This window comes from Acinetobacter lwoffii (assembly GCF_019343495.1).
Classification (GTDB): Bacteria; Pseudomonadota; Gammaproteobacteria; order Pseudomonadales; family Moraxellaceae; genus Acinetobacter; species Acinetobacter lwoffii_P.
On record NZ_CP072549.1, the window covers coordinates 1609508 to 1634010 of the forward strand.

The 24503-nt window shown below is 42.7% G+C and carries 23 protein-coding genes; 2 read left to right on the forward strand and 21 right to left on the reverse strand.

Going from position 1 to position 24503, the window contains the following annotated elements; all coding sequences use genetic code 11:
* Window positions 1-16: 16 nt before the first annotated feature.
* The 9 genes from J7649_RS07565 to J7649_RS07605 all read right to left on the reverse strand — a co-directional run bounded on the left by J7649_RS07565 (window position 17) and on the right by J7649_RS07605 (window position 8387).
* A complete protein-coding gene (locus J7649_RS07565) occupies window positions 17-1156 on the reverse strand; it encodes a M48 family metallopeptidase (protein WP_219307188.1) in 1140 nt (379 codons plus the stop codon).
* A gap of 11 nt (window positions 1157-1167) precedes the next feature.
* Complete coding sequence (locus J7649_RS07570) at window positions 1168-2265, reverse strand: YjgN family protein (RefSeq protein WP_219307190.1); 1098 nt, start codon at window positions 2263-2265, stop codon at window positions 1168-1170.
* Window positions 2266-2385: 120 nt separating this feature from the next.
* A complete protein-coding gene (gene fghA, locus J7649_RS07575; protein ID WP_219307192.1) occupies window positions 2386-3222 on the reverse strand; it encodes an S-formylglutathione hydrolase in 837 nt (278 codons plus the stop codon).
* 43 nt (window positions 3223-3265) lie between these two features.
* A complete protein-coding gene (locus tag J7649_RS07580) occupies window positions 3266-4648 on the reverse strand; it encodes a C13 family peptidase (RefSeq protein WP_004279169.1) in 1383 nt (460 codons plus the stop codon).
* Between the two features lie 120 nt (window positions 4649-4768).
* Window positions 4769-5590, reverse strand: a complete 822-nt coding sequence (locus J7649_RS07585) for a class I SAM-dependent methyltransferase (protein WP_420868607.1) — start codon at window positions 5588-5590, stop codon at window positions 4769-4771.
* Entirely contained in the window at window positions 5584-6408 is an 825-nt protein-coding gene (locus J7649_RS07590) for an undecaprenyl-diphosphate phosphatase (protein ID WP_004279167.1), read from the reverse strand. The genes J7649_RS07585 and J7649_RS07590 overlap by 7 nt, the downstream gene beginning before the upstream one ends.
* A gap of 16 nt (window positions 6409-6424) precedes the next feature.
* Window positions 6425-7090, reverse strand: a complete 666-nt coding sequence (gene tsaB, locus J7649_RS07595; protein WP_219307194.1) for a tRNA (adenosine(37)-N6)-threonylcarbamoyltransferase complex dimerization subunit type 1 TsaB — start codon at window positions 7088-7090, stop codon at window positions 6425-6427.
* A gap of 136 nt (window positions 7091-7226) precedes the next feature.
* Entirely contained in the window at window positions 7227-7754 is a 528-nt protein-coding gene (locus J7649_RS07600; protein ID WP_219310078.1) for a gamma carbonic anhydrase family protein, read from the reverse strand.
* Between the two features lie 24 nt (window positions 7755-7778).
* Window positions 7779-8387, reverse strand: a complete 609-nt coding sequence (locus tag J7649_RS07605; RefSeq protein ID WP_005104899.1) for an NUDIX hydrolase — start codon at window positions 8385-8387, stop codon at window positions 7779-7781.
* A 123-nt stretch (window positions 8388-8510) separates the two neighbouring features.
* Here J7649_RS07605 and J7649_RS07610 point away from each other — a divergent pair, with 123 nt between their 5' ends.
* On the forward strand, window positions 8511-9059 hold the full coding sequence (locus tag J7649_RS07610) for an NUDIX hydrolase (RefSeq protein WP_171065901.1): 549 nt from the start codon (window positions 8511-8513) through the stop codon (window positions 9057-9059).
* 59 nt (window positions 9060-9118) lie between these two features.
* Here the strand turns inward: J7649_RS07610 and filF are convergent, their stop codons facing one another.
* The 6 genes from filF to filA all read right to left on the reverse strand — a co-directional run bounded on the left by filF (window position 9119) and on the right by filA (window position 17288).
* Window positions 9119-11050, reverse strand: coding sequence for a putative pilus system protein FilF (gene filF / locus J7649_RS07615; RefSeq protein WP_219307196.1), 1932 nt, complete (start codon window positions 11048-11050; stop codon window positions 9119-9121).
* A 21-nt stretch (window positions 11051-11071) separates the two neighbouring features.
* Window positions 11072-12274, reverse strand: coding sequence for a putative pilus assembly protein FilE (gene filE, locus J7649_RS07620; RefSeq protein ID WP_219307199.1), 1203 nt, complete (start codon window positions 12272-12274; stop codon window positions 11072-11074).
* A 7-nt stretch (window positions 12275-12281) separates the two neighbouring features.
* A complete protein-coding gene (gene filD / locus J7649_RS07625) occupies window positions 12282-13946 on the reverse strand; it encodes a putative pilus system OmpP1/FadL family transporter FilD (RefSeq protein ID WP_219307201.1) in 1665 nt (554 codons plus the stop codon).
* Window positions 13947-13958: 12 nt separating this feature from the next.
* Window positions 13959-15164, reverse strand: coding sequence for a putative pilus system protein FilC (gene filC, locus J7649_RS07630; RefSeq protein WP_219307204.1), 1206 nt, complete (start codon window positions 15162-15164; stop codon window positions 13959-13961).
* 34 nt (window positions 15165-15198) lie between these two features.
* Window positions 15199-16032, reverse strand: a complete 834-nt coding sequence (filB, locus tag J7649_RS07635; RefSeq protein WP_004646031.1) for a putative pilus system C39 family peptidase FilB — start codon at window positions 16030-16032, stop codon at window positions 15199-15201.
* Between the two features lie 188 nt (window positions 16033-16220).
* On the reverse strand, window positions 16221-17288 hold the full coding sequence (filA, locus tag J7649_RS07640) for a putative pilus system protein FilA (RefSeq protein ID WP_219307206.1): 1068 nt from the start codon (window positions 17286-17288) through the stop codon (window positions 16221-16223).
* Window positions 17289-17547: 259 nt separating this feature from the next.
* Between filA and J7649_RS07645 the strand changes: the two genes are divergently transcribed.
* Window positions 17548-18879, forward strand: a complete 1332-nt coding sequence (locus J7649_RS07645; protein ID WP_219307208.1) for an anthranilate synthase component I family protein — start codon at window positions 17548-17550, stop codon at window positions 18877-18879.
* Between the two features lie 109 nt (window positions 18880-18988).
* Here the strand turns inward: J7649_RS07645 and hisC are convergent, their stop codons facing one another.
* The 6 genes from hisC to hpf all read right to left on the reverse strand — a co-directional run bounded on the left by hisC (window position 18989) and on the right by hpf (window position 24399).
* Entirely contained in the window at window positions 18989-20077 is a 1089-nt protein-coding gene (gene hisC / locus J7649_RS07650) for a histidinol-phosphate transaminase (protein ID WP_219307210.1), read from the reverse strand.
* 148 nt (window positions 20078-20225) lie between these two features.
* A complete protein-coding gene (hisD, locus tag J7649_RS07655; RefSeq protein ID WP_219307212.1) occupies window positions 20226-21530 on the reverse strand; it encodes a histidinol dehydrogenase in 1305 nt (434 codons plus the stop codon).
* Window positions 21531-21716: 186 nt separating this feature from the next.
* Window positions 21717-22418: an ATP phosphoribosyltransferase gene (gene hisG / locus J7649_RS07660; RefSeq protein ID WP_004646025.1), complete on the reverse strand. Its 702-nt coding sequence runs from the start codon at window positions 22416-22418 to the stop codon at window positions 21717-21719.
* A complete protein-coding gene (murA, locus tag J7649_RS07665; RefSeq protein ID WP_219307214.1) occupies window positions 22418-23674 on the reverse strand; it encodes a UDP-N-acetylglucosamine 1-carboxyvinyltransferase in 1257 nt (418 codons plus the stop codon). The genes hisG and murA overlap by 1 nt, the downstream gene beginning before the upstream one ends.
* 7 nt (window positions 23675-23681) lie before the next feature.
* Complete coding sequence (ibaG, locus tag J7649_RS07670) at window positions 23682-23933, reverse strand: BolA family iron metabolism protein IbaG (protein ID WP_004730742.1); 252 nt, start codon at window positions 23931-23933, stop codon at window positions 23682-23684.
* 133 nt (window positions 23934-24066) lie between these two features.
* Window positions 24067-24399, reverse strand: coding sequence for a ribosome hibernation-promoting factor, HPF/YfiA family (hpf, locus tag J7649_RS07675; RefSeq protein WP_004730744.1), 333 nt, complete (start codon window positions 24397-24399; stop codon window positions 24067-24069).
* Window positions 24400-24503 lie beyond the last annotated feature (104 nt).

Genomic DNA, 24503 nt, shown 5'->3' on the forward strand with positions numbered 1-24503 from the left:
TAGCAATGATCAGAAACTAGATACGATGATTCGCCTGATCATTAAAGGCATGGATACGCTGAATTCTTTTATCCAGTTCGAGATGTGATTCCAGATATTTTTTAAACTTCCCGATTAGGCGAATCCATTTCAGTTCGGTTTCTGTCAGGTGCCGGTCTTTTCCATCAATATTGAGAGTGAAATTTTTCATTTTTAAGGTTTGCGATTCCTCTGCCAGTATTCTGGCATTTTCCACCCGCTGCGAAAAGTTAGACAAGTAAATACTGGAAATCTGCTGTTGATGCAAATGCTGCATGGCATAGTCATCGGCATCCAGTTCAATCGCCTGCGAATATCCGGCATCGGTCAACACGACTACAGATGCGGTGACCACATCACTTAAATCTCCAGTTACCAAGGCAAAAAGTCCCGCCGCCCCCAGATTAGAAATCACTTTTTGCATGCTGTGCTTCTGTACCAGATGGCCTTGTTCGTGGGCCAATACTGCAAGGACTTCTTCATCGGTGCCGCTGATTTTCACCAGTTCATCGGTCACAATAATGGTGTTATTCGGGATGGCTGCGGCATTCATGCCCATGCTTGATCCACCTTGACGGAAAATAATTTTTGCAGGTTTTCCTACAGCAATCTTTTGTTCATACAAAGTTTTCAATCGCGTCTGTTGTTCTGCCGGGAGTGTACTTGGTTGGGTCTGGACAATTAATTGCTGCTCTGTCCGGTTGCCTACTTCAATTAAAGTCTGCTCCGGAAGGAGCTTTGCCAGCTGTTTGGCAGTATAAGGAATCCCCCATTTTAAAATCACAATCACTGCACTAATCACGATGATCATGGAAAAGAAAATCAGGATCGGTGAACGTTCAAACTTCCAGATCGCATGATAAATATCTTTATGTTTAATGCCGAGCCAATGCGGCGCTTTGCTTAAAAATTCAATCCGACGCTCTTCAGGCAGCTCAATAATCGGTTTACGACTACCGACACCACCAATGTAGGCCATGTCCGGATAAGCAAAATAAAAATCTGCATCGCTAACTTGTGCTGGAACATCCTCATCAAGTTTCAGGGCAATCCCTTGTTGCTGATCCGGTACAATCCAGGCACGGCGGGCTTCAGCGAGAATTCCGTCATAAAACTTAACTTCGACAGGTCGTTTCATCACATTTACTCCTATAGCGATGCATCGAAATCAAATACGTCCAGGATTTCATCAGCCAAAGCACTCGGGTCAGGTTGCAAGATATGCTCAAGATTAGTTTCATCGTCTGCTACATAGAGTTCCAGATGGTTCAACTGATACTCATATAATCGGATGGCAGCCCAAGGCGTCATTAAGCCCAGACTAAGAACACGCACTATCCAGTTGCTCAGCACAATCCAGCTATAACGCCATGTCGTGACCCGTGTTTTAAAGTAACTTTGACCGAGCTCCACATGATTCCAGGTAATGAGGTATAAACGTGCAGAAATGACCGGCCAGACCAGCGCCAGGCAAAGCAGATAGCTAAGCAGTAAACCCAGACTAAACAAATTGGTCCCTATCCGGTCTACCCAGTACACCACTGCTGCAAGCCAGCCAATACCAACCAGCAGGCAAAGACTCAAGGGCAGATAAACGGCAGACATAAACTTGGACCAGTTAATATTCAGCTTGAATTGCAGCTGACCAATCGATAAATGATTAAAGCAATAGCGTTTGTAGAGCCAGATCATCACCGGACTAAACAGCAGCAAAGTAAAGATATTGATCAGGATGGCCAGAAATAAGACCCTGTAAGCCTCGCGGTTGCTGCCATTAAAATAAAAGCGCACATTGCCATATTTGCTATTTCGGGCCTTGAATTTCAGGGTCATCCGAATGAGCCAGGGCAAACACAGCGCAGCGACCATCAATAAAGAGCTGGTAGCAAGGATTGAATAGTTGGTCAGTACGACGGTAACCAGATACAGTTCCAGTGCAAACAGACGACCCAGCAGGATCCGGCTCGGCATGGGCACAAAGTCGAAGCGATGTTTTAAAAATTGGGTATTGCCGTAGAAATAACGCATACGGCGTGCTTTGGCCCAAGGGCTGTACAAGGTCAATGTCACAATGGTCAGCATCAGATTCACCATCCAGATACCAAAATATTCGGATGCACTGCCATGAAATCTGAATCCATATCGCTGATATTTCGGTCTGACCGAAGGCGTGGCTTCAGTCGAAAAACTTGAAGCAGCTGGAAATAATGACTCACTGACACGAATACCGTCTGCTGTCTGCTGCATGACGACCCCAATTTTTTATACTTTTATACATCTGATATTAAAAGAAAAACCCCCAGAATGTAAAAACATTTTGGAGGTTTTTTAATCTTTTTGGCTTTGCTACATATCTGCAGTCCTACTTTAAGGATTTAACTGCACGGCATGGAATTGCAAATGATCATCTACGAAACTTTGAATAAAGTAATAACCATGATCATAGCCCTGATGTTCACGCAAAGTTAGCGGCTGGTTCACGCCATCACAAGCCTGCTGGAACAGGGCTGGATTAAGCTGGTTATAGAACTGGTCTGAAAAACCCTGATCAATCAGGATATCGCCAAACAATGCGCCCTTTTCCTGAACCAAAGCGGTCGCATCATGTTTCAGCCATTCCTCTTTCTCAGTACCCAGATAATTCGAGAATGCCTTGTCACCCCAAGGACACTGACTCGGTGCACAAATCGGTGCAAAGGCTGAAACAGATTTAAATTTTTCTGGATATTTATATGCCAAGGTCAATGCGCCATGACCGCCCATAGAGTGGCCGAAGATGCCGATCTTGCCGGGATGAATCACGAACTCCTCAGTGACCAGTGCATAAAGCTCATCGACAATAAAGCTTTCCATCTGATAATGTTCAGCCCATGGTGCCTGAGTGGCATTAATATAAAAACCTGCACCCTGACCGATATCCCAGTTGTCGCCTTCTGCCACGCTTTCACCACGTGGTGAGGTATCTGGTGTAATCAGAATCAAGCCAAGTTGCGCCGCCAAACGCTGTGCATGCGCCTTGATGGCAAAGGTTTCTTCGGTACAGGTCAAACCTGCCAGATAGAATAATGCCGGACAGCTGTGACCTTCTAAAGCTTGAGGCGGCAGAAAAATGCCAAATTTAGTCGGTGTTTTAAGATAGCGTGAATCAAAACGATAAATCCGCTGTTCACCTTCAAAGCTTCTATTGTTCTGTATAAGTTCCATGGCTATTCCTTATTATTGCAACCGGTCTGTGGATGACATTGATCTAGGGAGATGATGTCGCCGTAGTGGTCTGTGGAAATAAACGTTGCTCCAGTTGCGGCAACATCAATTCCATATTCTTACCGATGACCCATTGCGGTTCTGATGGCTCAAAACCTTGAGCTGATTCCCATTTTGCTACGGTATCTGTGGCCTGTGCGAAAGCGCTTTGCAAGCTGCTATTTTCACGCATGGCTTCATCAAAGAACGCACGACCAAAATAGGTATAATCCGCTTCATTCGAACAGCCAAAAGACTGCCGATCAGCTGCCGAAGCCGTAATCACCAAGGTATTGTCATTCTGTAAAGCAGAAGCAAAACTGCCTGAAAAACAGGCCGAGATTACGATCACGCGCCAACGTATGCCTGATGCATCTAGTGTTTCACGCAACCATTTTGGATCAACCTGCGCCAGATCCAGTGGGGCATTTTCCATTTCAAATACATTCGGCAAACCGTGAGAGGTCATATATAAAAATAATACGTCACTTTCACGGTTCATCTGCTGCCCCATACGGCGCAATGTCAGCTCCATACTGGTTTTGGAAGCAATCGGCATAGTGGTACGTGTCGCTGGGTGATTGACCAAGGCAATCGATCGGCCAAAAGTACCAAAACGGGTATCAAACTGCTCTTTAATCCGCTCAACTTCAGAATGGAATACATCCTGATAGCTCGCTCCAGCTACTCCCATGAAATACCAGTGTGACTGTGCAAATTCACCATACTCGATATTTTCCAGCGCTTTATTCAGCAAAGTTGGCTGGGCATAGAAAGCATCTTCGGCAAAACTCGGTGGAATTTCTTCGACTTTCCAGATCGGCTGATCTTTGACTGAAATCTGCCAAACTACTAGCGTAAACAAAGTCGCCAGCATAATCAGCGCACGTTCCCACCACGGCCATTTTAATTCATGTGAAATCACCCAGACCACTGCCAGACTTTGCCAGACAAACAGCATGACAAAGAGCGTTGGAATATAGTCGTAAAGGATATAAGGCAGATAATCCAGATCACCCAGATACTGAATCAGACACTGGAACAGCATGATATGAGTATCTAACACCAACCATAACAAGGCTGGCACCAGCATCAAGCGTGGATTATTGACCCGTTGCGAAAGAAAAATACCGACAATCAGGGCAATGAAAGGCCAAAGCGCATAACTGATCAGGCCTTGAGAGTTAAAATCTCCCATACGGCCTGAACTGAGCCAGCTAAACAAACTGTTGGCGCAGCCCCCTAAGATCCCCCAGAACACCAGTTGCATGATGGATGGACGGACCAGTTGTAAAGAACGCCTCGACCCCAGAAATAACCACATCCCGGCAATTTGGTTGCTCTTAAAATCGTGCCAAAAATTAATGGAGGGTTTAAAGTCGATCATAGGATTTCAAGGAGATGAGTGGCTCGCTAATGTGCTGAATAAGTTTATGCTTGATAAGCATTTAATCAATGCTAATTTTAAATATATAACAAATCTTTGCTTAATAAAGAAGCCATTATCCTATTCAGCTACAAGTTCATGCTGAAAATACGCATCAAAGCGACAAGCATCGCCTTGCCATTGATGATTTGGCTCTTTTCCGGCCAGAAATACCGCCAAACGTGGACGTTTGACCACGACACGCTTGCCAATTTTCTGCGCCCATTCTAAAAGGTTATCGCCCAGATCCATTTCACCATCTTCAGGCAATAACATATGCAACAGCTGCATCTGTTTTTTGACCTGTGCCTGCTTTTTGACTGCCTGCTGATTTTGATCCCGCTGTGGAAACATTGGATCAAGATAAACTACATCGACAACTTTATGCTGCTGGGCCTGTTGTTGCAGATAATCGGCTGAATCAGAAAAAACCAAATGAATCCGTGATACGACCTGACTTAGAAATGCATCCGACTGGGCACGCGTATGGGTATCTTCAAGCAAGGTGAACAAAATCGGATGCCGTTCAACCAAGGTCACTTGCGCACCTAAATGTGCCATCAACAGACTGTCATGTCCCAGACCTGCAGTCGCATCAACTAAGCTTGGTTTTTCACTTAAATTACAGGCACGTGCAATCATTTCTGACTTTAAAGATGCGCGTTTTAAACGCCCGGTTTCCGCTTGCCAGTCCGGTTGCATCTTCATGCCGTTGGCACATAACCAGAGTCCGTCAGCATCAACACAAAGGGCCAGTTCAGGATTTAAACGGAAAAAACGTGCATTGAGTTTTTCAACAGTTTCAATCTCGACCTGTACCCCACGAGAAGAAAGCACAGCCTCGAAGTGCTGTGCTTTCTCTTGATCGTCAGATTCGGCATATAAGCGAATCGCGCTTACCATAATTTCCAACCTGTATAGGCAAATAATAAAATCAGCAGACCCGAAGCAATACGATACCAGGCAAAGATCATAAAGTCGCGTTTGGCCACATAAGCGACCAGCGCACGGATTAATATCAATGCCGAGATAAAGGAAACCAGAAGCCCAACCCCAATCACGGTCCAGTCTTCAGTGGTATTTAAGACATCATAGCTTTGATAAAGATCTAGCAGGCCAGCGCCAATAATCACCGGAATACCCAAGAAAAATGAGAATTCAGTCGCTGCCTTACGTGACACACCCAAAAACATCGCACCGATAATGGTTGCGCCTGAACGGGAAGTACCCGGAATTAAGGATAAAACCTGAATCAGGCCAATCCAGATCGCATCTCTAATGCTGAGTTCTTCAACTTCATGTACACGGACTTGTGGTGGATTCTTTTCAATCCAGATAATGATCAAACCACCGACAATCAAACCAATGGCAATCGCAATATCATTAAACAATAATTGTTTGACGGTTTGTCCCAAAGTCAGACCAATCAATATAATCGGAATAGAAGCCAGAATCAGGCCAATGCCTAAACGGCGACCTTGCGGTTCACCGCTGACAATCCCGGTCGCTGCCCCCCAAAGACGTGCCCAATATTCATAAATAACGGCAGCAATTGCCCCCATCTGGATCGCGATGACGAATACATCACTCTTTTCCTTGGTCCAGAAATTCATTAATTCTGATGCCAAAATCAAATGGCCGGTACTGGAAATAGGCAAAAACTCGGTAATGCCTTCGATAATACCCATGATGGCCGCTTTGAGTAGCAGTAAAAGATCCATGCTTTATCCTAATTAATTATGCTTTGCCTTGTTCTGGAATTTTTTTCCACGCGTTATCGCGTAAATATACGGGTAATGCCAATTCTGCACTGACCCAGTTTTCTGCTTGTGCCGCTGCGCGTGCAATGCTGGCGATATCCTGTGCGGTCGCATGCACATCTTTATAAATTGAAGTTTCGCTTTGTACCAGTTCAGCACCTGAACCTACCGGGGTAAAGCACACAGCTTGGCTGCCTTCTGCATAACTTAATAGTTGCTCATCATCGACCGGTTGCATAATCCCCTTCGCATCCAGTTGATAGCTCGCGATATAGACTTCGCTCATGCGGGCATCCAATACCGCAGACACTTCAGTCAGACCATGCAAACGGTAGGCTGCTTGTGCCAAAGCCTGCAAAGTTGACACCGGAATCACCGGCACATCATTGGACCAAGCCAAGGCCTGAGTCACGGCAGCATTAATGCGGACACCGCTAAAAGAACCCGGACCACGACTAAAGGCAATCGCGGTCAAATCAGCAATGGCCAGCCCAAGATCTTGCAGACCTTGTTCAATCATTGGGAGAATCGTTTGCGTTTGTGCCTTGGCGCGCGCATCAAGCTGAAAAAATAGTTCTTGAGTATCATCGATTACAGAAACGGAACACTGCTCATTGGCAGTCTCCAATGCCAGCACTTTCATGCACAACCTTAATTCAGAGAATATAAAAAACGCGGATATGATACTCCACTCATATCCGCTACGCGAGATTTTCCCGAAACAGATACAAAAATGCCTAGAAAATCTAGGCTTATGATTCACTTATTAAAAGAGTGCCTTAGAGTTGCACTTCTTCCAAGTCCTGAAATTTCTGAAAATGCTCGGCATAATGCATGGCGCTCATTTTCAGTTTCTGAATGCTGTCCTCATCCAGCGTTTTTACCACTTTACCGGGTGAGCCCATCACCACTGAATTATCTGGAATGATCTTGCCTTCCGGAATCAAGGCATTGGCACCAATAATACAATTCTTGCCAATCACGGCATTGTTTAGAATGACTGCTTGAATCCCGATCAGGCTGTTATCGCCAATGGTACAACCATGTAGCATGGCCTGATGCCCAATTGTCACATAATTGCCAATACTCATCTCAATGCCGGCATCCGTATGCAGTACTGCATTTTCCTGCACATTGCTAAAGTCACCCAATTTAATTTTACTGTTATCTGCGCGCACTACTGCACCGAACCAAACACTGACTTGTCGTCCAAGTTCAACCTGTCCAATCACCGTTGCGGTTGGTGCCACCCAGCCATCCCAGGGCTGATGTGTAGCAGTGGGTATATATCCCTGAAATTTATACAACATTGATAAAATCCTGTTCAATGGTTAAAAAAATTTGGAGCGTTTAAACGTTGGAGAATTAAGTAAAAATGGCCAGTCTTTCTTATAATCCAGCCCATATTGAAATAAAGAAATCAGCATACGTGCGGTCAAGCCCCAAACCACTTCATTTTCTACCCGCATACTCGGAAAATATAAAGATTGCTGGGCAAAACGGACTTCATAGGGCGTGGGTGTCACTTCAAGTAAATGCTGCAATGAGGCAAAGAAAATCCGGTCGATTTCCGTCGGTTGTGGAATCAGCTTCACTTGCGGAGGAATCAGTCCCACAATCGGTTTGACCAGCATGCCATTGCGGGCTTTTTGCATCGGCAAATCACCCATTAAATGTACATCAAAAGGATTGAGTGCCGTTTCCTCATAGGCTTCTCTTAGAGCCACCACAATATTACTGGTATCTTGCGGATCGCGCTTGCCACCCGGAAATGAGACTTCTCCAGCATGATTATTCAAATAAGCTGAACGGCGCGTCAGCAATACTTTCGGGTCAGCTTCATCTGTAATTGCAATCAACACGGCAGCATGGGCAGATCGGATACGCTTGGAAAAACGTAATCGTTGCTGCAACCTGTGTGTCAATTCACATGCATCCATTCTCTCAGCCCTGACGATGATCATAATTTCATCATAGCTGATTTTAGTCGGGGCGGGAGAGAAATGATGCCAAATTTTGCTTTTTCAGTTATCCTGAGCTTACTTTTATCATTGATGATGAATATGAACTTCTGTGTGAATTGTGGACATAAAACCACTGCTAAAATTCCTTTGGGCGATCAGCAAATTCGCAGCGTATGTGATTCATGCGGCTCTATTCATTACATTAATCCGAAAGTGATTTGTGGCGCTTTAGTCTTATTCGAAAACAAAGTACTGCTGTGCCGTCGTGCCATTGAACCACGCTACGGCTTATGGACTTTACCTGCCGGCTATATGGAACTGTTTGAAACTATGGAGCAAGGGGCTGCCCGGGAAACCCGCGAAGAAGCCGAAGCTGAAGTAGACATTGAACAGTTGTACTGTATGTATAACATTCCACGTATTGGTCAGATTTATGTGCTATTTAAAGCCAATCTGATTGATGGAAAATTTGGTGCGGGTGAAGAGACCATCGAAACACGTTTATTTGATGAAGCAGATATTCCCTGGACTGAACTTGCCTTCCCGAGTGTAGAACACACCCTCAGACATTATTTTGAAGATCGTAAAAGCAACACTTTCCCAATGCATCTGGAAACCTTAGGCACACGTCTAGACCACACGGGTTAAATCTAATCTGTATAAAAAATCCCATACTAAGATGGGATTTTTTTTATTTTTAAGGAATATTATTTAGCTTTGACTTGATAGCAATCCGCGAGTTTAAACTCAACCGAACCACCATTTAATTTTGCCAAGCTAATATCTGCCGGTGTTTCACCCTCATTGTTATTATTATAAACTTTTTGAAAACTCGCATAGGTATTGGCCCATTGTACCCCATCACCTGCCGAATTCAGGAAAGTTACACGCCCATTCTGGCCAACATTAGTATCCAACACATTAGACAAATTAAGCAGTGCACCACCGATCACAATCGAATCCCTAGAATCCGGTGAAGACTGGATGCGTGAGTCTACCCCTACCAATGCGCCATTGATATTACCAAACTTTTCATTAGCCAAAATCAGGCGCATGGAAACCGCTTTATCAGCCACAAATGCACGTCCTAAAGTTCCAAGGCGATATTGTTGTATGCCTTGATGATCTAAGAGCGTAGCTGCCAATACATCACCTTGACAGCCATTCACCGGATCAGTCGCAAAATTACTAGAGGATTGCATATTGGTGCGTACATCACCATTACTGTCAATTACAATTCCTAAAGTAATTGGGCTGACAGTGGTATCTGTAAATTTAAATTCCAGATTGGCATACATTGGGAAGATATATTTCTCCTTATCTGCCACGTTCTGTGCTGTTTTAAAGACCTGACGATCCAGATAACTAATTGGGAAAATCTTATAGAGATCAATGCTTCCCCTATAGTTTTCACCATCGGCCTGCAAACGCCACAACCCCAAATTGGCTTGATCGGAAGTATCCAGCGTTTTTTTGTCAGTCACCATCTTATAGAAAGCTTCTTTACCCGCGATCACATAATCATTCAATAATCTGCCTTGATACAACTCAAGCGGAGTCGCATTATTTGCAACATTCAAGCGGTAAGGCGTGTTAATGGTTTTACTGGTTGGATGAATCCATGAACTTTGCGGATCAGCGGTCATTTGTACCGGTTTCATCTTACGGATGAGTTGAGCATTAATCCCCCCTAAGGAAGATAAATTTTCTTTAGCCAGAGTTAACTCATTATCACGCCATTGTAAGCCGCTGCCAAAGGTATAGCCCTGGCGATCGGTAATCAGCATAAAATGGCCAAATAAATATTTAGTATTCTTATTTTTAATATCACAAGGGTTTTGATTACAGCCCACCAGTCCATCTGAACCCGTCAGGTTACTACCAATTACGCCTGAAGTTGAGAATAATGAAAATTCTGGCTGATACACGGCTGCGTTAGCAATCGTCACCAGTTTTTTAACGGTGGCAAAAGCCACCTCATCCGAAATTGTGCTGATATCAACAAAATCTTTAATTTTGGTCGCCAAATCGGCATCCATCAGATTGATATTCTCACTGGTTTTCGCCAGGTCTTTACGCATCTCTTCAGTAATATACAAAGGTTGTACATCAGATGGATTAATAATACGCCCTTCTTCTAACGCCAAAGCTTGCAGAATTTTAACCAGACGCATGGCCACCTGAACGGTAGGATCATTAGGCACCAAATCACCTACCGGACGTCGAGCAATCCCAGTTGCAATATCGATTACACTTAAACGCGGCAGCTGGGTCTGGGCACTAAAACTGGCATAATCGCTGAGTTTAATTTGACCTAAATTAATCTTGCGCGAAGCAAAACTTTGAATATAAAACTCAATATTATCCGTCTTTTGACAGGTTCCAGAAGCAACCCCATTTTTACTGTCAAATAACGTAATAAAGGTATTTTCTGTATCGCTACTACAGTTAAAGTTCAAACCATCGAGCGGATATTCCAGCCCCCATTCCACACAGTTCGTTGTACCTGGGGTACAAGTACCATTGGTCGTGGCTTCATCGTTTTTTTCTGGAATGACATTGGCACTTTCCCCACCACACCCGCTCAGTGCCGTTAAAAGTGTGGTTAAAGCAAATGGAAATAATATTTTATTTTTCATCTTTTTATACTCGAATAGTCCTTATCGAATGGCGACTAATTTTAGTTGTCCATGATTTGTCAGCATCTTGTCTTCAACATCTATCGCGGAGGCCAAAGGCGTCAATAATACATATTCAGTTTGTGCAGGAATCTGGAGAACCCCTTCGATACGCTCATGTTGAATAATATTCGCCTGTTCTTCCTGATTTTTATAACCGCCCGCTCCTTCAAGCACACAGCCGCGACTGTCTAAAAACACAACAAAAGGCCAATAATACGTTGGATTTTTCTGGCTAGAAGCATAAGAGTTGATCTGAATATTCTGGATATCGGATTGAAGCTTTACCACTTCAAAATCAAATTCGTCTGCTTTAAGAGGTGCGCGAGGCCACAGGTTAACTGCTTTTTTAAGGCTGATTTCTTTCGCTTTTTTAATTTTCTTATCATTAAAACACTGCTTGCCTAAGCTCTTGATGGTCTCCGACTGTGAAATACGATAATAACTTTGAGCCAGTACCACAGGACCAGAATCTACTTCTGGCGTTTGAAACAAGGATTTTAATACGGATTGTCCCACCCCTTTTTCACGTTCAATTGTCTGGATCCGGGTAGTTCCAATATTTTTATCTACTACTCCTTCGGGCATGCTATAGAAACGTTTTTTGCCTTCCAAATTAAATTCTTTATTTTCCAGATACTCACTATCCACATATTCAATGCCTTCAACTTGGCTAAATCCCGGTTTGTGTATAGTAGCAACAGAAGATTCAGTTCCAGCATCAGGATTTTGAATAGCTTGAGATTCCGGTTTTAATTGTGGTTTAGACTGAATCTTTTCTTGCGCGGTATGTAATTGTACTGGTTGTACTGGTTGTACTGGTTGTACTGGTTGTACTGGTTGTACTGGTTGTACTGGTTGTACTGGTTGTACTGGTTGTACTGGTTGTACTGGTTGTACAACCATATTATGGTCATGCTTAGGTTTAACTTGCCTATTTTCTACGACGGGCAATTTTTCTATGTTTTGTCTTACAGGTATAGGCTGAACTGCTGCAGCTCCTACTTTTTTCGACAATCGATATTTTTCCTCAGTTTTTTTCTCTGCATTATTACGTGGTACGACTAATGGTCGCCCATCCGGACCAATAATCGTAATAAATTCTTTAGCGCTTGTATAAAAAGACAAGGGGACCAGACTTAATACCAGTACCGTTGTCAATCCTACTTTCCCTGTCTTGATCATTTCTTCCTTACCAACGCGTGCGATAGTTCAAACCTAAAATGGTAATTTTGGTATCTGTTTTTACATTCAAACCTGCATATGGGTTTAATAACAGGTTATTTACCCCGGTCTGGTTGGCTAAACTACTGGTATTTGCTGGAATCTGATCTTTGCTGCGCAAGAAACCAATTGATAGATCCAGATCAGTATCTGCATCAAAACGGTAACCAACACCTAAACCAAATAACTGCGCACCATTGATCGGTACCATGGTATTACGCTTATTTTTCGGAATAGCACTGGTACGTGGCTCATAACCTGCCCGAAGCTTCAAACGGTCTGTAGCGGAATACTCAATCCCGATACCGAAGTTCCACGGCGATTCAAATCCCATCGGTAAAGCCAAGGTTGAGTCTGTAACATTGGCAGACAAAATTTTGGCAATTTTTAAGGCTGAAATAGTCCGATCAAATTCAAATTTAAATTCGTCCCAGACCTTGTAATCTGTCCAGCCAATATCAAAATTCACTTGCAAATCTGGCATCACTTTATATTTGATACCTGCCTGAAAATGCGCCGGATATTCAAAATCCTGCGACACTAGACCAGATTCACTCGATGGTATGTAAGTAGGAAATCCAAGAATTGCAGCCAGAATCTGGCCGGTCGGTGAGGTCATTAAACCTTTGATCATTTCCTGAGGAGCTTTTGCATTATCAATATGATATTTCCCTTTTAAGCGCATTTTTGCAGCACTTTGGTACACCATACCAAAACTAAAATCTTCGCGTGGTTCCCACAATATTCCCAGGTTATAGCTTGGGCTTAAGTTTTGCTCAAGCTCCAGTTGCATTTGACCAAACTTGCCAAATGGGTTCATCCCCTCATCAGCATTACAGATCCCGAGCAAAAGAATATCTGTAATAATGTCGGAATTTTCTTTAAAAGGCGTACACACGACTTCGTCGATCATACGCAACATCCCAATCAACTCATTCGGGAAACGCAAGTCCGTTTTCATCCCGATGGCTTGATAAGACATCCCGATAGAAGCACCAATCGACAGTTGGTCATTGACCTCATAACCGATGGATGGTGACAGATAAGTAATCCGCTCTAAAGCAACCTGCTGTCCCATAAAGTTTGCCGGGTTACCATCTTCATGACCAAAACCTGCCATGAGAGGAGCATAAACAGCAGTCGCATAAGTGGCTTTCGATCCAGGGGGATTGTATGCAATCCCCATGGTCGGTGCAGTCAAAGGAAGGCCTTCCCCTAAATCCACCATTTTTTTCAGAAAAGGGACATAAAGACTGACATATTCCACATCGCCTTTTACCGGACCTTTAAAGTCAGTACACAAATCAGATGAAACTTCAGGACCGTCATTACAGACAATAGGATCATCAGAATAGCCAAATACGTTATATCCGGCCGGTACTGAAAACTCACGCTGGATATCAAAATTAGCCACAATGATTTGCTGTTCGGTTTGCAGACCATCAATTTTAGTCAGTGCAGCCGGGTTAAAGTGGATGGCATTGACCCCTGGAGGATCTGCGGTGACGGCATTCCCCATGGATAGTGCACGTAAATCAACTGAAAGGTTGGTTCCCAATTGTGCAAAGGTATAACTTGAACAGCCCGCAAGAATGATTCCTGTCAATAACGGGCTAAGTCGAATGTTTTTCATACGACGCCCCTATTAACTGATTCTTTTACCAAAACCTAAAATATCAAGTGGGAATGACAGTCCCAACGAAACATCCGGTGCATCTTCGGTCAGCCCTAAGCCAACGGTACCATTAACAATGGTTTCTGGAGAAACTCGCACACCTAAGGAAATTGCAAAGGTAGAACTGGTCTGATCCGCAGCAGAATAACTTTCACCCGTGTTATAGTTAAATTCCGCACCAGTATTAAAGCTTTGCTGATAGGACATGGTCATCGAAACATCATAGTTAAATGAATATGCGAAACCAAAGGCAAAGCCTCCACTAACACCCGGTTCAAACTCCTCAATAATCCGGCTACCTCGACGCTGATTCAGGCCCGATTCTTTAAAACCATAGTTCGCAGAAACTGATGCAAACAATACGACAGGATCAATATATTTACGTGTACTAGCACCTACTCCAGCAGAGTAATAGCCCTTTCCTGCTGCCAGATCTGTCGCAGCATTAATTTCATAAGGACTGTCACCCGTTTTGGTCGACAAATTTGCAAATAAAATCAGAGGCAGACGACCCGCTTTTAGTGGAAAGGGTTCCCAGCGAGCGCCCAAACTAATATCGCCCAAACCTGCAGTAGACGTATCTTTTAACAAGTCAGTTTTGGCCACTAAAGGTAGAGATGCAGTCAAGGTCAGGTTATCTTTCACACCATATTGGAAAGTAAAAGTATTAGTCATACTATGTGTTGCATTTTCTTGAACACGTAGTTGATACAATTGGCCCTGAGCCATTTCAATATCGAGTTGAGTGTCTCGATAATAGGTATAATCAATATCGTAATATGATGAAATTTCACCTTGTTTTATCAGAGAGTATTGGCGTTCATTTGACGTAAATACTTCTTCCAGGTTAGCTGCCTGAGTAGCATCTCCTTCTTGTTGCTGTAAAGCTTGAGATGCATCTACTACCTGGCCAGCCTGAGTCTCTACAGGTGCTGCTGTTTCCACGGCAGCCTCTTCAACTGCTTCATATCCACCTAGTTCCGATTCTTCTGCAGTCTGCGTTTCGACCTGCCCGGTTTGAGCCGGTACAGATGCAGCAGTTTCAACAACAACTTCTTCATCAACCGTTTCGTATTCACCTAGTGCTGGTTCTTCTGCAGCAAATGCAACGCCCATTACCATTTGAATGCTCAGTGCCAAGAACGTCTTGTTCATCCATTTACTGTTCATATCCATTTCACCATTTTAATTTTTATTACTGTTTTTCGTTTTATTTATTCTTGTAATACAGTCTCAGGAAGTTATGTTGATATTCCCCAAATTTTTCTGACTCTGTATTACGATTACGGTCCATACGGATCGTAGAAGCTTTATCAGCAATTTTGTCCATATAAAATTGTGGATACTGCATGTCAACCAAGGCATAGCGATTGATCGTAGCATCTTCTACATGGCGCATATCTGATTCTTTTAATGCTAGAAAATTTTTACGATATTGTTCAGGTACATTAATCAGGAACAAAGTATTATTTTCCCAAATATCCTGAAAACGCCGTTCCTCAAAACTGATATTACCAAGTGCCGGATCTGCAACATAAACCCGGCCATTTTTATAACCTTTATAAACTACAAAATGCTTAAATCCCGCATAAGAAATCGGAACAATGGCAGGCTGATCTTGATTGACTAAATCTTTGAACTCTCCTCGATATCCTCCACTTTCCAATCCTAAGGCTGAAACGAAGCGCTTCATATCAAGCAGAGAAAAACTACGGCGTTCAACAATTTTATCCGTTTCACCGAATTTCATTAGCCCACTCATGACTTGCTGCTCATCCAGCTGCGTACCGACATAACCATTGAGGAGGGTCGTCAGTGCTGCTGAACCACAACTATAATCATAAGCTTGACGTACAATGCCCTGAAATTGATCCAGAAGTGCCGGTTTTACTTCCACAGCTTCACGGTGCATACGTACAAAAGAGTCATTTCTTGAATCAAGAACTTCAGTATAGTGAACAGCACCATTCGGCTGTTTTTTGATATCCAGAGCTTCTTTGGCAGCGTAATACATCAATGCCGAGCCCAACGCGATCTCTAACATAATTATTAACTTTTCTTATAATGGGCATGATGTGCCTATTTTTCTTTTTATAGAGCATTCACTCTACTTCCCTGTAACTAGAAAGATACCTGTTTTTTCAAAAAAATACAGTATTTTTTTTATTTTTTAGATAAGTGATATAGTCATAAAAAAGCGCGTGTAAACACGCGCTTTTTTTAAAATAAAGATTAGTGACCTGAAATAGTAATAATTGCGCCTTTTGTATAACTACCCTGAGCTTGAGAGTAGAATGTTTGTAAGCCTTGAACTTCCATATCACCAATTGATGATCTTGCTTCACGGTTACCTAAATGAATACCTTGAATGTATTGATCTTTAGCACCCGTATCATTACTTACAATACGAATATGTGCTGCTTTACCCACAGTATTAGATGTGCCTACATAAGCATCATTAAATACTGAAATGTTTTGGCTAATCGTTAAATCATTAGACTTCGAATCTGCAATTTTAATACTTTCAATGAAGATCTCACCAGATTCACGTGTAGTTACTGGAGTTGTACCTGAAAGTCCCACAGTTACACCTTTAGTTGAATTATCCAGAATACCTAGATTTTTAATTTCTAGGCCACCAACCATTTTAGTATTCAGTTTGATCATCGCACCTTGTGGAGCAGCACCCAGTTGAATATTGGCATTTATCACACCAGTTTTAACGTCAAAACCACTGAGGATATCATTTATAACCGCACCTCCACCTCGACGAATTGTATCTACATTATCACCTACACCTTTTACGCCAGATGCAGTTACACCAATTCGACCGATCTTGATATCAAGACCTGATACTTGTGCTGCAATATTAATGAAAGGATTAGCCCCCCCTGCACCAGCATCTGAATCAATCACCAAGTCAGCAAGGTTACGGGATGCAAGTAAGTAAGCACCACCATCATCATAGTTAGCACCAATTACTACACCATGAGTTGCAGTAGTCGGATTAGCAAGAGCAGCGGCATCAGGAGCTACATCAGTCTTACCACGGATTACGATCGCACCTGCTGTAGAAGTACCTCCGAAACCCGCCTCATTTGCAACACCTTTAGGTGCCAAACCGTCGTTATCATGGATAAATAATTTTTCAATAGCAATTTTCGAGATGCCGATACCAATTGTCAAACCGTCTTGACCCGTTGTTTCGCTTAGAGATGCATCATCCATTGCTTGCATCGCCATCGCATTGGCACTAAATGCAACTGAAGTCGCTAAAACTAATTTTGTAAATTTTTTCATTGTTTACTCTCCCAAGAGTACTATTTTTTTTGGTTGTGAATTACTCAGTGTTTAGGCTGTATTTTTTATTTTCTGACAGCTTAAGCATCTTTCCTTGAGTAATTTGTTAGCCCACTTAAATTAGCGTCGAGTCAAATTTTGATCAACTGTTGTTGGTCGCAATCTGTCGCTTACCGATAAACGGTATTTCATGATTTAAAAATATTTTCCTGGCTTCTTGATATAAAATAGTAAGTCATATCGAACTCTCCATAACTGAATGACCGAAGCTCTCTATCATCGTCCCTTAAAGTTTGAATCACGTCTGGTTACAGATCTATTATCCGCATTGAAGACATTGAATCATCTAGTGTATTTAAATAATAATGGTCGGCCTTTTATTGCCTGCTGCGCTCAAGAATATTTTGTTGCGCAGACATCACAAATTCAGTCTTTTAAAAGAATAGGGATTGAACAGTATCAACCCAGCCCATCTGAATTTAATTTAGTGATTAATGCATTAAAAACTCCTCAAGAGAATGGCTTTCATGGAGGCTATGTTGGCTTTATCGGCTACGATTATGCGGCTCAACAATATATTCAGTATCCAGACCGTCCTCAACCTGGTTTATTTATTGGTCAATTTCCTTCCTACATTAAACCAATCTCTGATGGCTGGATGTTCTATAGTGATGATCCACAGGCAGAACAAATTTTCAATCATATTCAGAACTTACTTAATCAAGATAAAATTCACTCGACATTTCATTTAAAAAATCCTTGTATCTCACGCTGGACTAAATCTGTTTATACTCAGGCTTTTCAGAAAATTCAGGACTATATTGTTGCAGGTGACTGCTATCAGATTAATCTGACCCAAGAGTTTAAAGGTCGTGCCCAAGGCTCCCTCTTAGCAACTGCCCAAGCATTCTGGACATTAACCGAAGCGCCCTATGCCGGTTATTTGCGTATTGGTGATTTTGAATTACTCAGCTGCTCACCCGAGTTATTTATTGACTTCGAAAAAAATCGGAAAATTATCACCAAACCAATTAAAGGCACCATGCCACGCTATACAGATCCAGTGCTGGATGAACAATCTAAACAAACCTTAAAAGCATCGGAAAAAGATCAAGCAGAAAATGTCATGATTGTGGATTTATTACGTAATGATTTAAGTGTGTATGCGGAAACAGGTTCGGTTAAAACACCCAAATTATTTAATATCGAAAGTTTTAATCAAGTACATCATATGGTGAGCGAAGTTGAAGCGACCTTAAAAGCAGATATCAATCCTTTCGAGGTGTTAATGTCAGCCCTACCAGGTGGCTCAATTACGGGTGCGCCTAAAATTCGTGCCATGCAGATTATTGCTGAACTGGAAGGTGTAGCACGTGGGGCTTATTGTGGATCAATGGGTTATTTTAATTTTGATGGTACCGGTTCCTGGAACATTCTGATTCGTTCCATCCAAAAATATCAAGAAGATGTTTCTTTATGGGCGGGTGGTGGTATTACCATTTCTTCGGATTGTGATGCAGAATATCAAGAATGTTTTGATAAAGTTTCAGCGATGCTGGATCTGTTAAATACGTGGTATCAGCCTAAATAAATAAAAAGCGAATCATTTGACTCGCTTTTTTCTACAAATCCACCCTAACCCTCCTTTAGTAAAGGAGGGAAATCCTCCCTTTTCAAAGGGAGGCTAAGAGGGATTTTAATCACACCAAAATCTCATTTTTTAGTGTATCGACTAAACGCTGATTTTGCTCATCTGTACCAATAGTAATTCGCAAGAACTGGTTAATACGTGGCTTGTTAAAATAACGCACGATAATGCCACGTTCACGCAACTCACTTGCAAGTTCGCCCGCATCCTTAGATGGCAATGAGGCAAAAATAAAGTTGGCACTCGATGGTAAAACTTTAAAACCAAGCTCATTTAATTGGGACACCAACTTTTCACGACTCTTAATCACTTTTGCATTTTGTGCTTCAAAGTAGGCTTGATCTTCAAATGAAGCGACCGCTGCAGCAATCGCAAAACGGTCCATCGGATAGGAGTTAAAGCTATTTTTGACTGCTTCAAGTGCTGCAATCAAATGTGGCTGGGCAATCGCGAAACCAACACGTAACCCTGCAAGAGAACGTGACTTCGAAGTAGTTTGACATACGACTAAATTTTCATATTTTTCAACCAGCTTGACTGCTGATTCGGCACCAAAATCCACATAGGCTTCATCAATCACCACCACTGAATCCGGATTGGCTTGCAGAATTTCCTCAATGGCTACCAAGCCTAGATCAATACTAGTCGGTGCATTAGGGTTAGTGATAATAATGCCACCATTAGCTTGTTTATAGTCATTTACAACAATTTCAAAGTCATCATTCAGTGGCAAGATTTTGGTTTTGACGCCGAAAAACTGACTATAAACCGGATAGAAACTATAGGTAATATCTGGATAAAGTACAGGCCGTTCTTGAACAAAAAATGCTTTAAAGATATGTGCCAAAATCTCATCTGAGCCATTGCCGACAAAGACAGTTTCAACAGGTACATTTTGCTGTTTAGCGATCGCCTGTTTCAGTTCAGACGCATCCGGATCTGGATATAAACGCAAAACGTCTGCTGAATTTGCCAATACCTGTTGTACTGCCGCAACCACTTTGGGTGATGGCGGATACGGATTTTCATTGGTATTAAGTTTTAAAATATTCTGGATTTTTGGTTGTTCGCCTGGGATATACGGTTCTAATTCACGTACTTCAGGACTCCAAAAACGCATTTGTTCTGTTGTGATATTCATTTTGTATTCTCTTTAAACCCTCTCCTAACCTCTCCCTGAGCCATATATGGCGCAAGAGAGGAATTTTCATTACTAAAGACACAAGATTTTTGTGGTTTAAATTCTCCTCTCCTTTTAGGAGAGGGTCAGGGAGAGGTGGTAATGCTATTTATGATTGATAACGATAACGTGCTGAACGCGCATGCGCATCCAGGTTTTCTTGTTGCGCCAAGATATCCGCGGTTTTTGCTAAAGTTTTTACACCTTCTTGTGAGCACATGATCAGGCTTGAGCGCTTCTGGAAATCATAGACACCAAGTGGCGATGAAAAACGCGCAGTACCTGAAGTTGGCAAGACATGGTTTGGCCCGGCACAGTAATCACCAATGGCTTCAGGCGTATAACGCCCCATAAAGATCGCACCTGCATGACGAATGCTATCAGACATTGCTTCTGCATCATCTAAACACAACATCAAATGCTCAGGCGCCACCTGATTAATCAAATCTGACGCTTCTTGACGGTCTTTCACCAAGACCAAAGCACCACGATTGGCAATCGAGGTACGGGCAATTTCTGCCTTCGGTAATGTTGCTAGATGCATTTCAATCGCCTGCTCAACATCATTCAGCAACTGTTCATCTGGTGTGATGAAAATAGCCTGTGCCACAGTGTCATGCTCAGCTTGCGAAAGTAAATCCATGGCCAGCCATTCAGCATTATTTTGGCCTTCGGCATATACCAAAATTTCAGAAGGCCCTGCAATCATGTCGATGCCGACCTGACCAAACACTGCACGTTTTGCTGCAGCAACAAAACGGTTGCCCGGGCCAGTAATTTTATCTACTGCTGGGACAGTTTCTGTACCATAAGCCAATGCCGCAACCGCTTGCGCGCCACCAATGGTAAAGACACGCGTTACGCCTGCCAGATATGCAGCCGCCAGTACCAATGGGTTTAAATCACCATTCGGCGCAGGTACCACCATAATAATTTCAGGAACACCCGCCACATGTGCAGGCACCGCATTCATCAATACTGAAGATGGATAAGACGCCAGACCACCCGGTACATAAATCCCCACACGATCCAGTGGAGTCACTTTCTGACCGAGCGTATTGCCCAAGGCATCGACATAAGTCCAGCCATCTTGCTTTTGTGCTTGGTGGAATTCCCGAATACGATTCGCTGCAAGTTCAAGCGCTTCCCGGACTTCCGTGCTTAGACCATCAAATGCTGCTTTCAATTGTTCCTGGGTCAGTTCAAGCTCTGAAAATTGATGCGCCGGATGTCGATCGAACTGTTGAGTGAGTTTAAGAACTTGAGCATCACCATGCTGACGAACATCAGCAATAATTTGATCTACAGTTTTTAAAAGTTCAGGATCATTAACAGTTTCAAAAGCCAACAAGTCAGCAAAAGCTTGCTTGAAGTTTTGATCTTGGGTCGATAAACGTCGCATCAATTTACCCATCAGGTTTGAATTCGAAGGCTTTAGTTTACCTGTTTTCCAGACTTTTGTCGGCAGCTATAGTGCTCTAGCCCTATGAGTTTTATTGGAAATAACTTTTGGTAAAATTGATGAAAGAATTCACATCATATTTATGTTCAATCGAATAAAAAAACCACCCTAAGAGGACGGTTTTTTTATGCAACAAATTTAGGCCTGTTTGGCCTTTTCACGTTCTTCCACGGCTTTTTCAAGCTGTGCCAGAATCGGATTTAACAATGCTTGCTTACGCTTGAAGCTAGCTTTGTTTACGATTAAACGCGAAGATACTTTACAGATTTCTTCAAGTGGCTCTAAACCATTAGCACGCAAGGTATTGCCTGTATCTACGACGTCAACAATGTAATCACCCAGACCAACCAGTGGCGCAAGTTCCATGGAGCCATACAGCTTGATCACATCTACTTGCTCACCCAGGCTGGCATAGTATTGACGGGTCAAATTCACGTACTTGGTCGCAATTTTTAAGCGACCTTTAGGACGTTGCATCCCTACCTTACCGGCAGTCATCAATTTACATACCGCAATTTTCAGGTCCAATGGTTCATAGACGTTTTGCGCGCCATGTTCCATCAATACATCTTTACCGGCCACACCAATATCGGCTGCACCATTTTCAACATAAGTCGGTACATCTGAAGCACGTAAAATTAATATACGAACCTGTTTATGCGTGGTCGGGAAAATCAGTTTACGAGATTTATCAGGATCTTCTAAAAGATTAATCCCTGCTGTTTCTAGCAAAGGTAAAGTCTCTTTTAAGATACGCCCCTTACTTAATGCCAAAGTTAAACCATGATCAAAATTGCCCATTACGTCAAAGTTTGGATCATCGTTTCTCATATCGCTCATTAATTTACTCGCTTAATTTGGGCACCTAAACTTTGTAACTTTGCTTCTACATCTTCATAACCGCGGTCAATATGATAAATGCGGTCAATCAGCGTTTCACCTTCAGCGGCAAGTGCTGCCAGCACCAAAGAGAACGAAGCACGTAAATCTGTTGCCATTACGGGTGCGGCAGAAAGTTTTTCTACACCCGTTACCACAGCATCATTACCTTCTACCTGAATATTGGCACCCATACGTGCCAATTCAGGAACATGCATGAAACGGTTTTCAAAAATCGTTTCAGAAATTGTCGCAAAGCCTTGAGCAATGGCATTCACAGCCATAATCTGGGCTTGCATATCGGTTGGAAATTCTGGATGTGGTAAGGTTTGGAAGCTGGCAGCTTTCGGACGTTTACCCAGCATATCCAGTTCAATCCAGTCGTCACCACGGGTCACTTCTGCGCCCATTTCTTCAAACTTGTCCAGCACCGCTTCCATCAGGGACGGATCAGTATGCGTGGTTTTGATACGACCGCCAGTGATCGCTGCTGCTGCCAGATATGAACCGGTTTCAATCCGGTCAGCAACAACCGCATATTCACAGCCATGCAGACGTTCGACACCGGTCACAATTAAAGTATCGGTATCCAGACCTTCAATCTTGGCACCCATCTTGATCAGCATTTGCGCAAGATCAGTGATCTCAGGTTCACGTGCTGCATTGCGAATCGTGGTCACACCATCGGCCAACACGGCAGCCATCAGAATATTTTCTGTCCCACCCACAGTCACCATATCAAAGACAACTTCACCACCTTTCAGGCGACCATCGACTTTGGCATGTACATAACCGGCTTCGACTTCAATCTCGGCGCCTAAAGCTTCTAAAGCTTTCAAATGCTGATCGACAGGACGGGAACCAATCGCACAACCGCCTGGTAAAGACACTTTTGCACTGCCATAGCGCGCCAATAATGGACCAAGCACCAAAATAGAAGCACGCATAGTTTTTACGAGCTCATACGGTGCGAACTGGTTATCTAATGTAGAAGTATCAGCAACAACCGTATCGCCTTCATAAGTCATGGTGATCCCAAGACCAGCAATCAGCTTCACCAACGTATTGACATCTTTTAGATTAGGAACATTTCTGAGCGTAATCGGGGTATCAGCAAGAATCATTGCTGCCAATAATGGAAGTGCTGCATTCTTTGCACCAGAAATGCGCACTTCACCTTCGAGCTTGATACCGCCCTGAATTAAAAATTTATCCATTAAATGATTAAGCTCCAAATAAGCTTGCTTTGCGCCATTCTTCTTTTGTCATCGCGCGAATCGTTACTGCGTGAACTGCACCACTGGCAATATGGGCATTGAGAGGAGCATAAACAGCTTGTTGGCGTGCAACTGGACGCTTACCTTCAAATTGATCATCCACAATACGGAGATCAAATTTTCCGCCCTGACCACTCACAGCAACATCCGCCTCTGGAAAAGCGGCTTCTAAAATTTCAGCGAGCTGTTCATTATTCATCACAAGACCTCTTATAGGACTAAGGGTGTAAAACGAGCCATTTTACTATAAATAGCAAAAATAATTCATGGATCCATACATTATATATATAAAAAAAAGAGGCTTTTAAAACCTCTTTTTCATCATTTGTCCTTTATAGAGCTAAAGGATGCTGCTGTAAATGCATTTCCCGGTATCGATCAATCTGCCGTTTCAATTTTTCGGTCAATATTTTAATTGAGGTATACATATCATCTGCGGTGGCGTGAGCAAAAAATTCAATGCCCGGTAATCGGATAATAGCCTCTGCGATATGATTACTACTGCCCTTTCTAGAGCGTTTATCAATTTGATGATCTTTCGAGAGTTTCACTTGCATACTATTCACCTGATCTAGGTGCTTCGTCATCTGTGAAAACTTGGTTTTTATACTTTCTTCAATAGCTGGCGTAATCGATAAATGATGTCCACGAATTGTTATTTGCATAGTTCTATCCCTCACCTTCGTTAGGATTAGAAGAGTCTCAATATAAAATAATTTAAATACAGTAACTTATAAATAAAATATCCGTATTTTAAGTCCTGAATCAA

What these genes read in the sequence shown, in the direction of transcription:
- J7649_RS07580 (WP_004279169.1), bottom strand. Translation starts at nt 4,648, where the DNA reads ATGATCGACTTTAAACCCTCCATTAATTTTTGGCACGATTTTAAGAGC.
- filD (WP_219307201.1), bottom strand. Translation starts at nt 13,946, where the DNA reads ATGAAAAACATTCGACTTAGCCCGTTATTGACAGGAATCATTCTTGCG.
- J7649_RS07610 (WP_171065901.1), top strand. Translation starts at nt 8,511, where the DNA reads ATGAACTTCTGTGTGAATTGTGGACATAAAACCACTGCTAAAATTCCT.
- murA (WP_219307214.1), bottom strand. Translation starts at nt 23,674, where the DNA reads ATGGATAAATTTTTAATTCAGGGCGGTATCAAGCTCGAAGGTGAAGTG.
- filE (WP_219307199.1), bottom strand. Translation starts at nt 12,274, where the DNA reads ATGATCAAGACAGGGAAAGTAGGATTGACAACGGTACTGGTATTAAGT.
- J7649_RS07605 (WP_005104899.1), bottom strand. Translation starts at nt 8,387, where the DNA reads ATGGATGCATGTGAATTGACACACAGGTTGCAGCAACGATTACGTTTT.
- ibaG (WP_004730742.1), bottom strand. Translation starts at nt 23,933, where the DNA reads ATGAATAATGAACAGCTCGCTGAAATTTTAGAAGCCGCTTTTCCAGAG.
- J7649_RS07590 (WP_004279167.1), bottom strand. Translation starts at nt 6,408, where the DNA reads ATGGATCTTTTACTGCTACTCAAAGCGGCCATCATGGGTATTATCGAA.
- J7649_RS07565 (WP_219307188.1), bottom strand. Translation starts at nt 1,156, where the DNA reads ATGAAACGACCTGTCGAAGTTAAGTTTTATGACGGAATTCTCGCTGAA.
- J7649_RS07585 (WP_420868607.1), bottom strand. Translation starts at nt 5,590, where the DNA reads ATGGTAAGCGCGATTCGCTTATATGCCGAATCTGACGATCAAGAGAAA.
- filC (WP_219307204.1), bottom strand. Translation starts at nt 15,164, where the DNA reads ATGGATATGAACAGTAAATGGATGAACAAGACGTTCTTGGCACTGAGC.
- hisD (WP_219307212.1), bottom strand. Translation starts at nt 21,530, where the DNA reads ATGGGTAAATTGATGCGACGTTTATCGACCCAAGATCAAAACTTCAAG.
- fghA (WP_219307192.1), bottom strand. Translation starts at nt 3,222, where the DNA reads ATGGAACTTATACAGAACAATAGAAGCTTTGAAGGTGAACAGCGGATT.
- filF (WP_219307196.1), bottom strand. Translation starts at nt 11,050, where the DNA reads ATGAAAAATAAAATATTATTTCCATTTGCTTTAACCACACTTTTAACG.
- tsaB (WP_219307194.1), bottom strand. Translation starts at nt 7,090, where the DNA reads ATGAAAGTGCTGGCATTGGAGACTGCCAATGAGCAGTGTTCCGTTTCT.
- hpf (WP_004730744.1), bottom strand. Translation starts at nt 24,399, where the DNA reads ATGCAAATAACAATTCGTGGACATCATTTATCGATTACGCCAGCTATT.
- filB (WP_004646031.1), bottom strand. Translation starts at nt 16,032, where the DNA reads ATGTTAGAGATCGCGTTGGGCTCGGCATTGATGTATTACGCTGCCAAA.
- filA (WP_219307206.1), bottom strand. Translation starts at nt 17,288, where the DNA reads ATGAAAAAATTTACAAAATTAGTTTTAGCGACTTCAGTTGCATTTAGT.
- hisG (WP_004646025.1), bottom strand. Translation starts at nt 22,418, where the DNA reads ATGAGCGATATGAGAAACGATGATCCAAACTTTGACGTAATGGGCAAT.
- hisC (WP_219307210.1), bottom strand. Translation starts at nt 20,077, where the DNA reads ATGAATATCACAACAGAACAAATGCGTTTTTGGAGTCCTGAAGTACGT.
- J7649_RS07570 (WP_219307190.1), bottom strand. Translation starts at nt 2,265, where the DNA reads ATGCAGCAGACAGCAGACGGTATTCGTGTCAGTGAGTCATTATTTCCA.
- J7649_RS07645 (WP_219307208.1), top strand. Translation starts at nt 17,548, where the DNA reads ATGACCGAAGCTCTCTATCATCGTCCCTTAAAGTTTGAATCACGTCTG.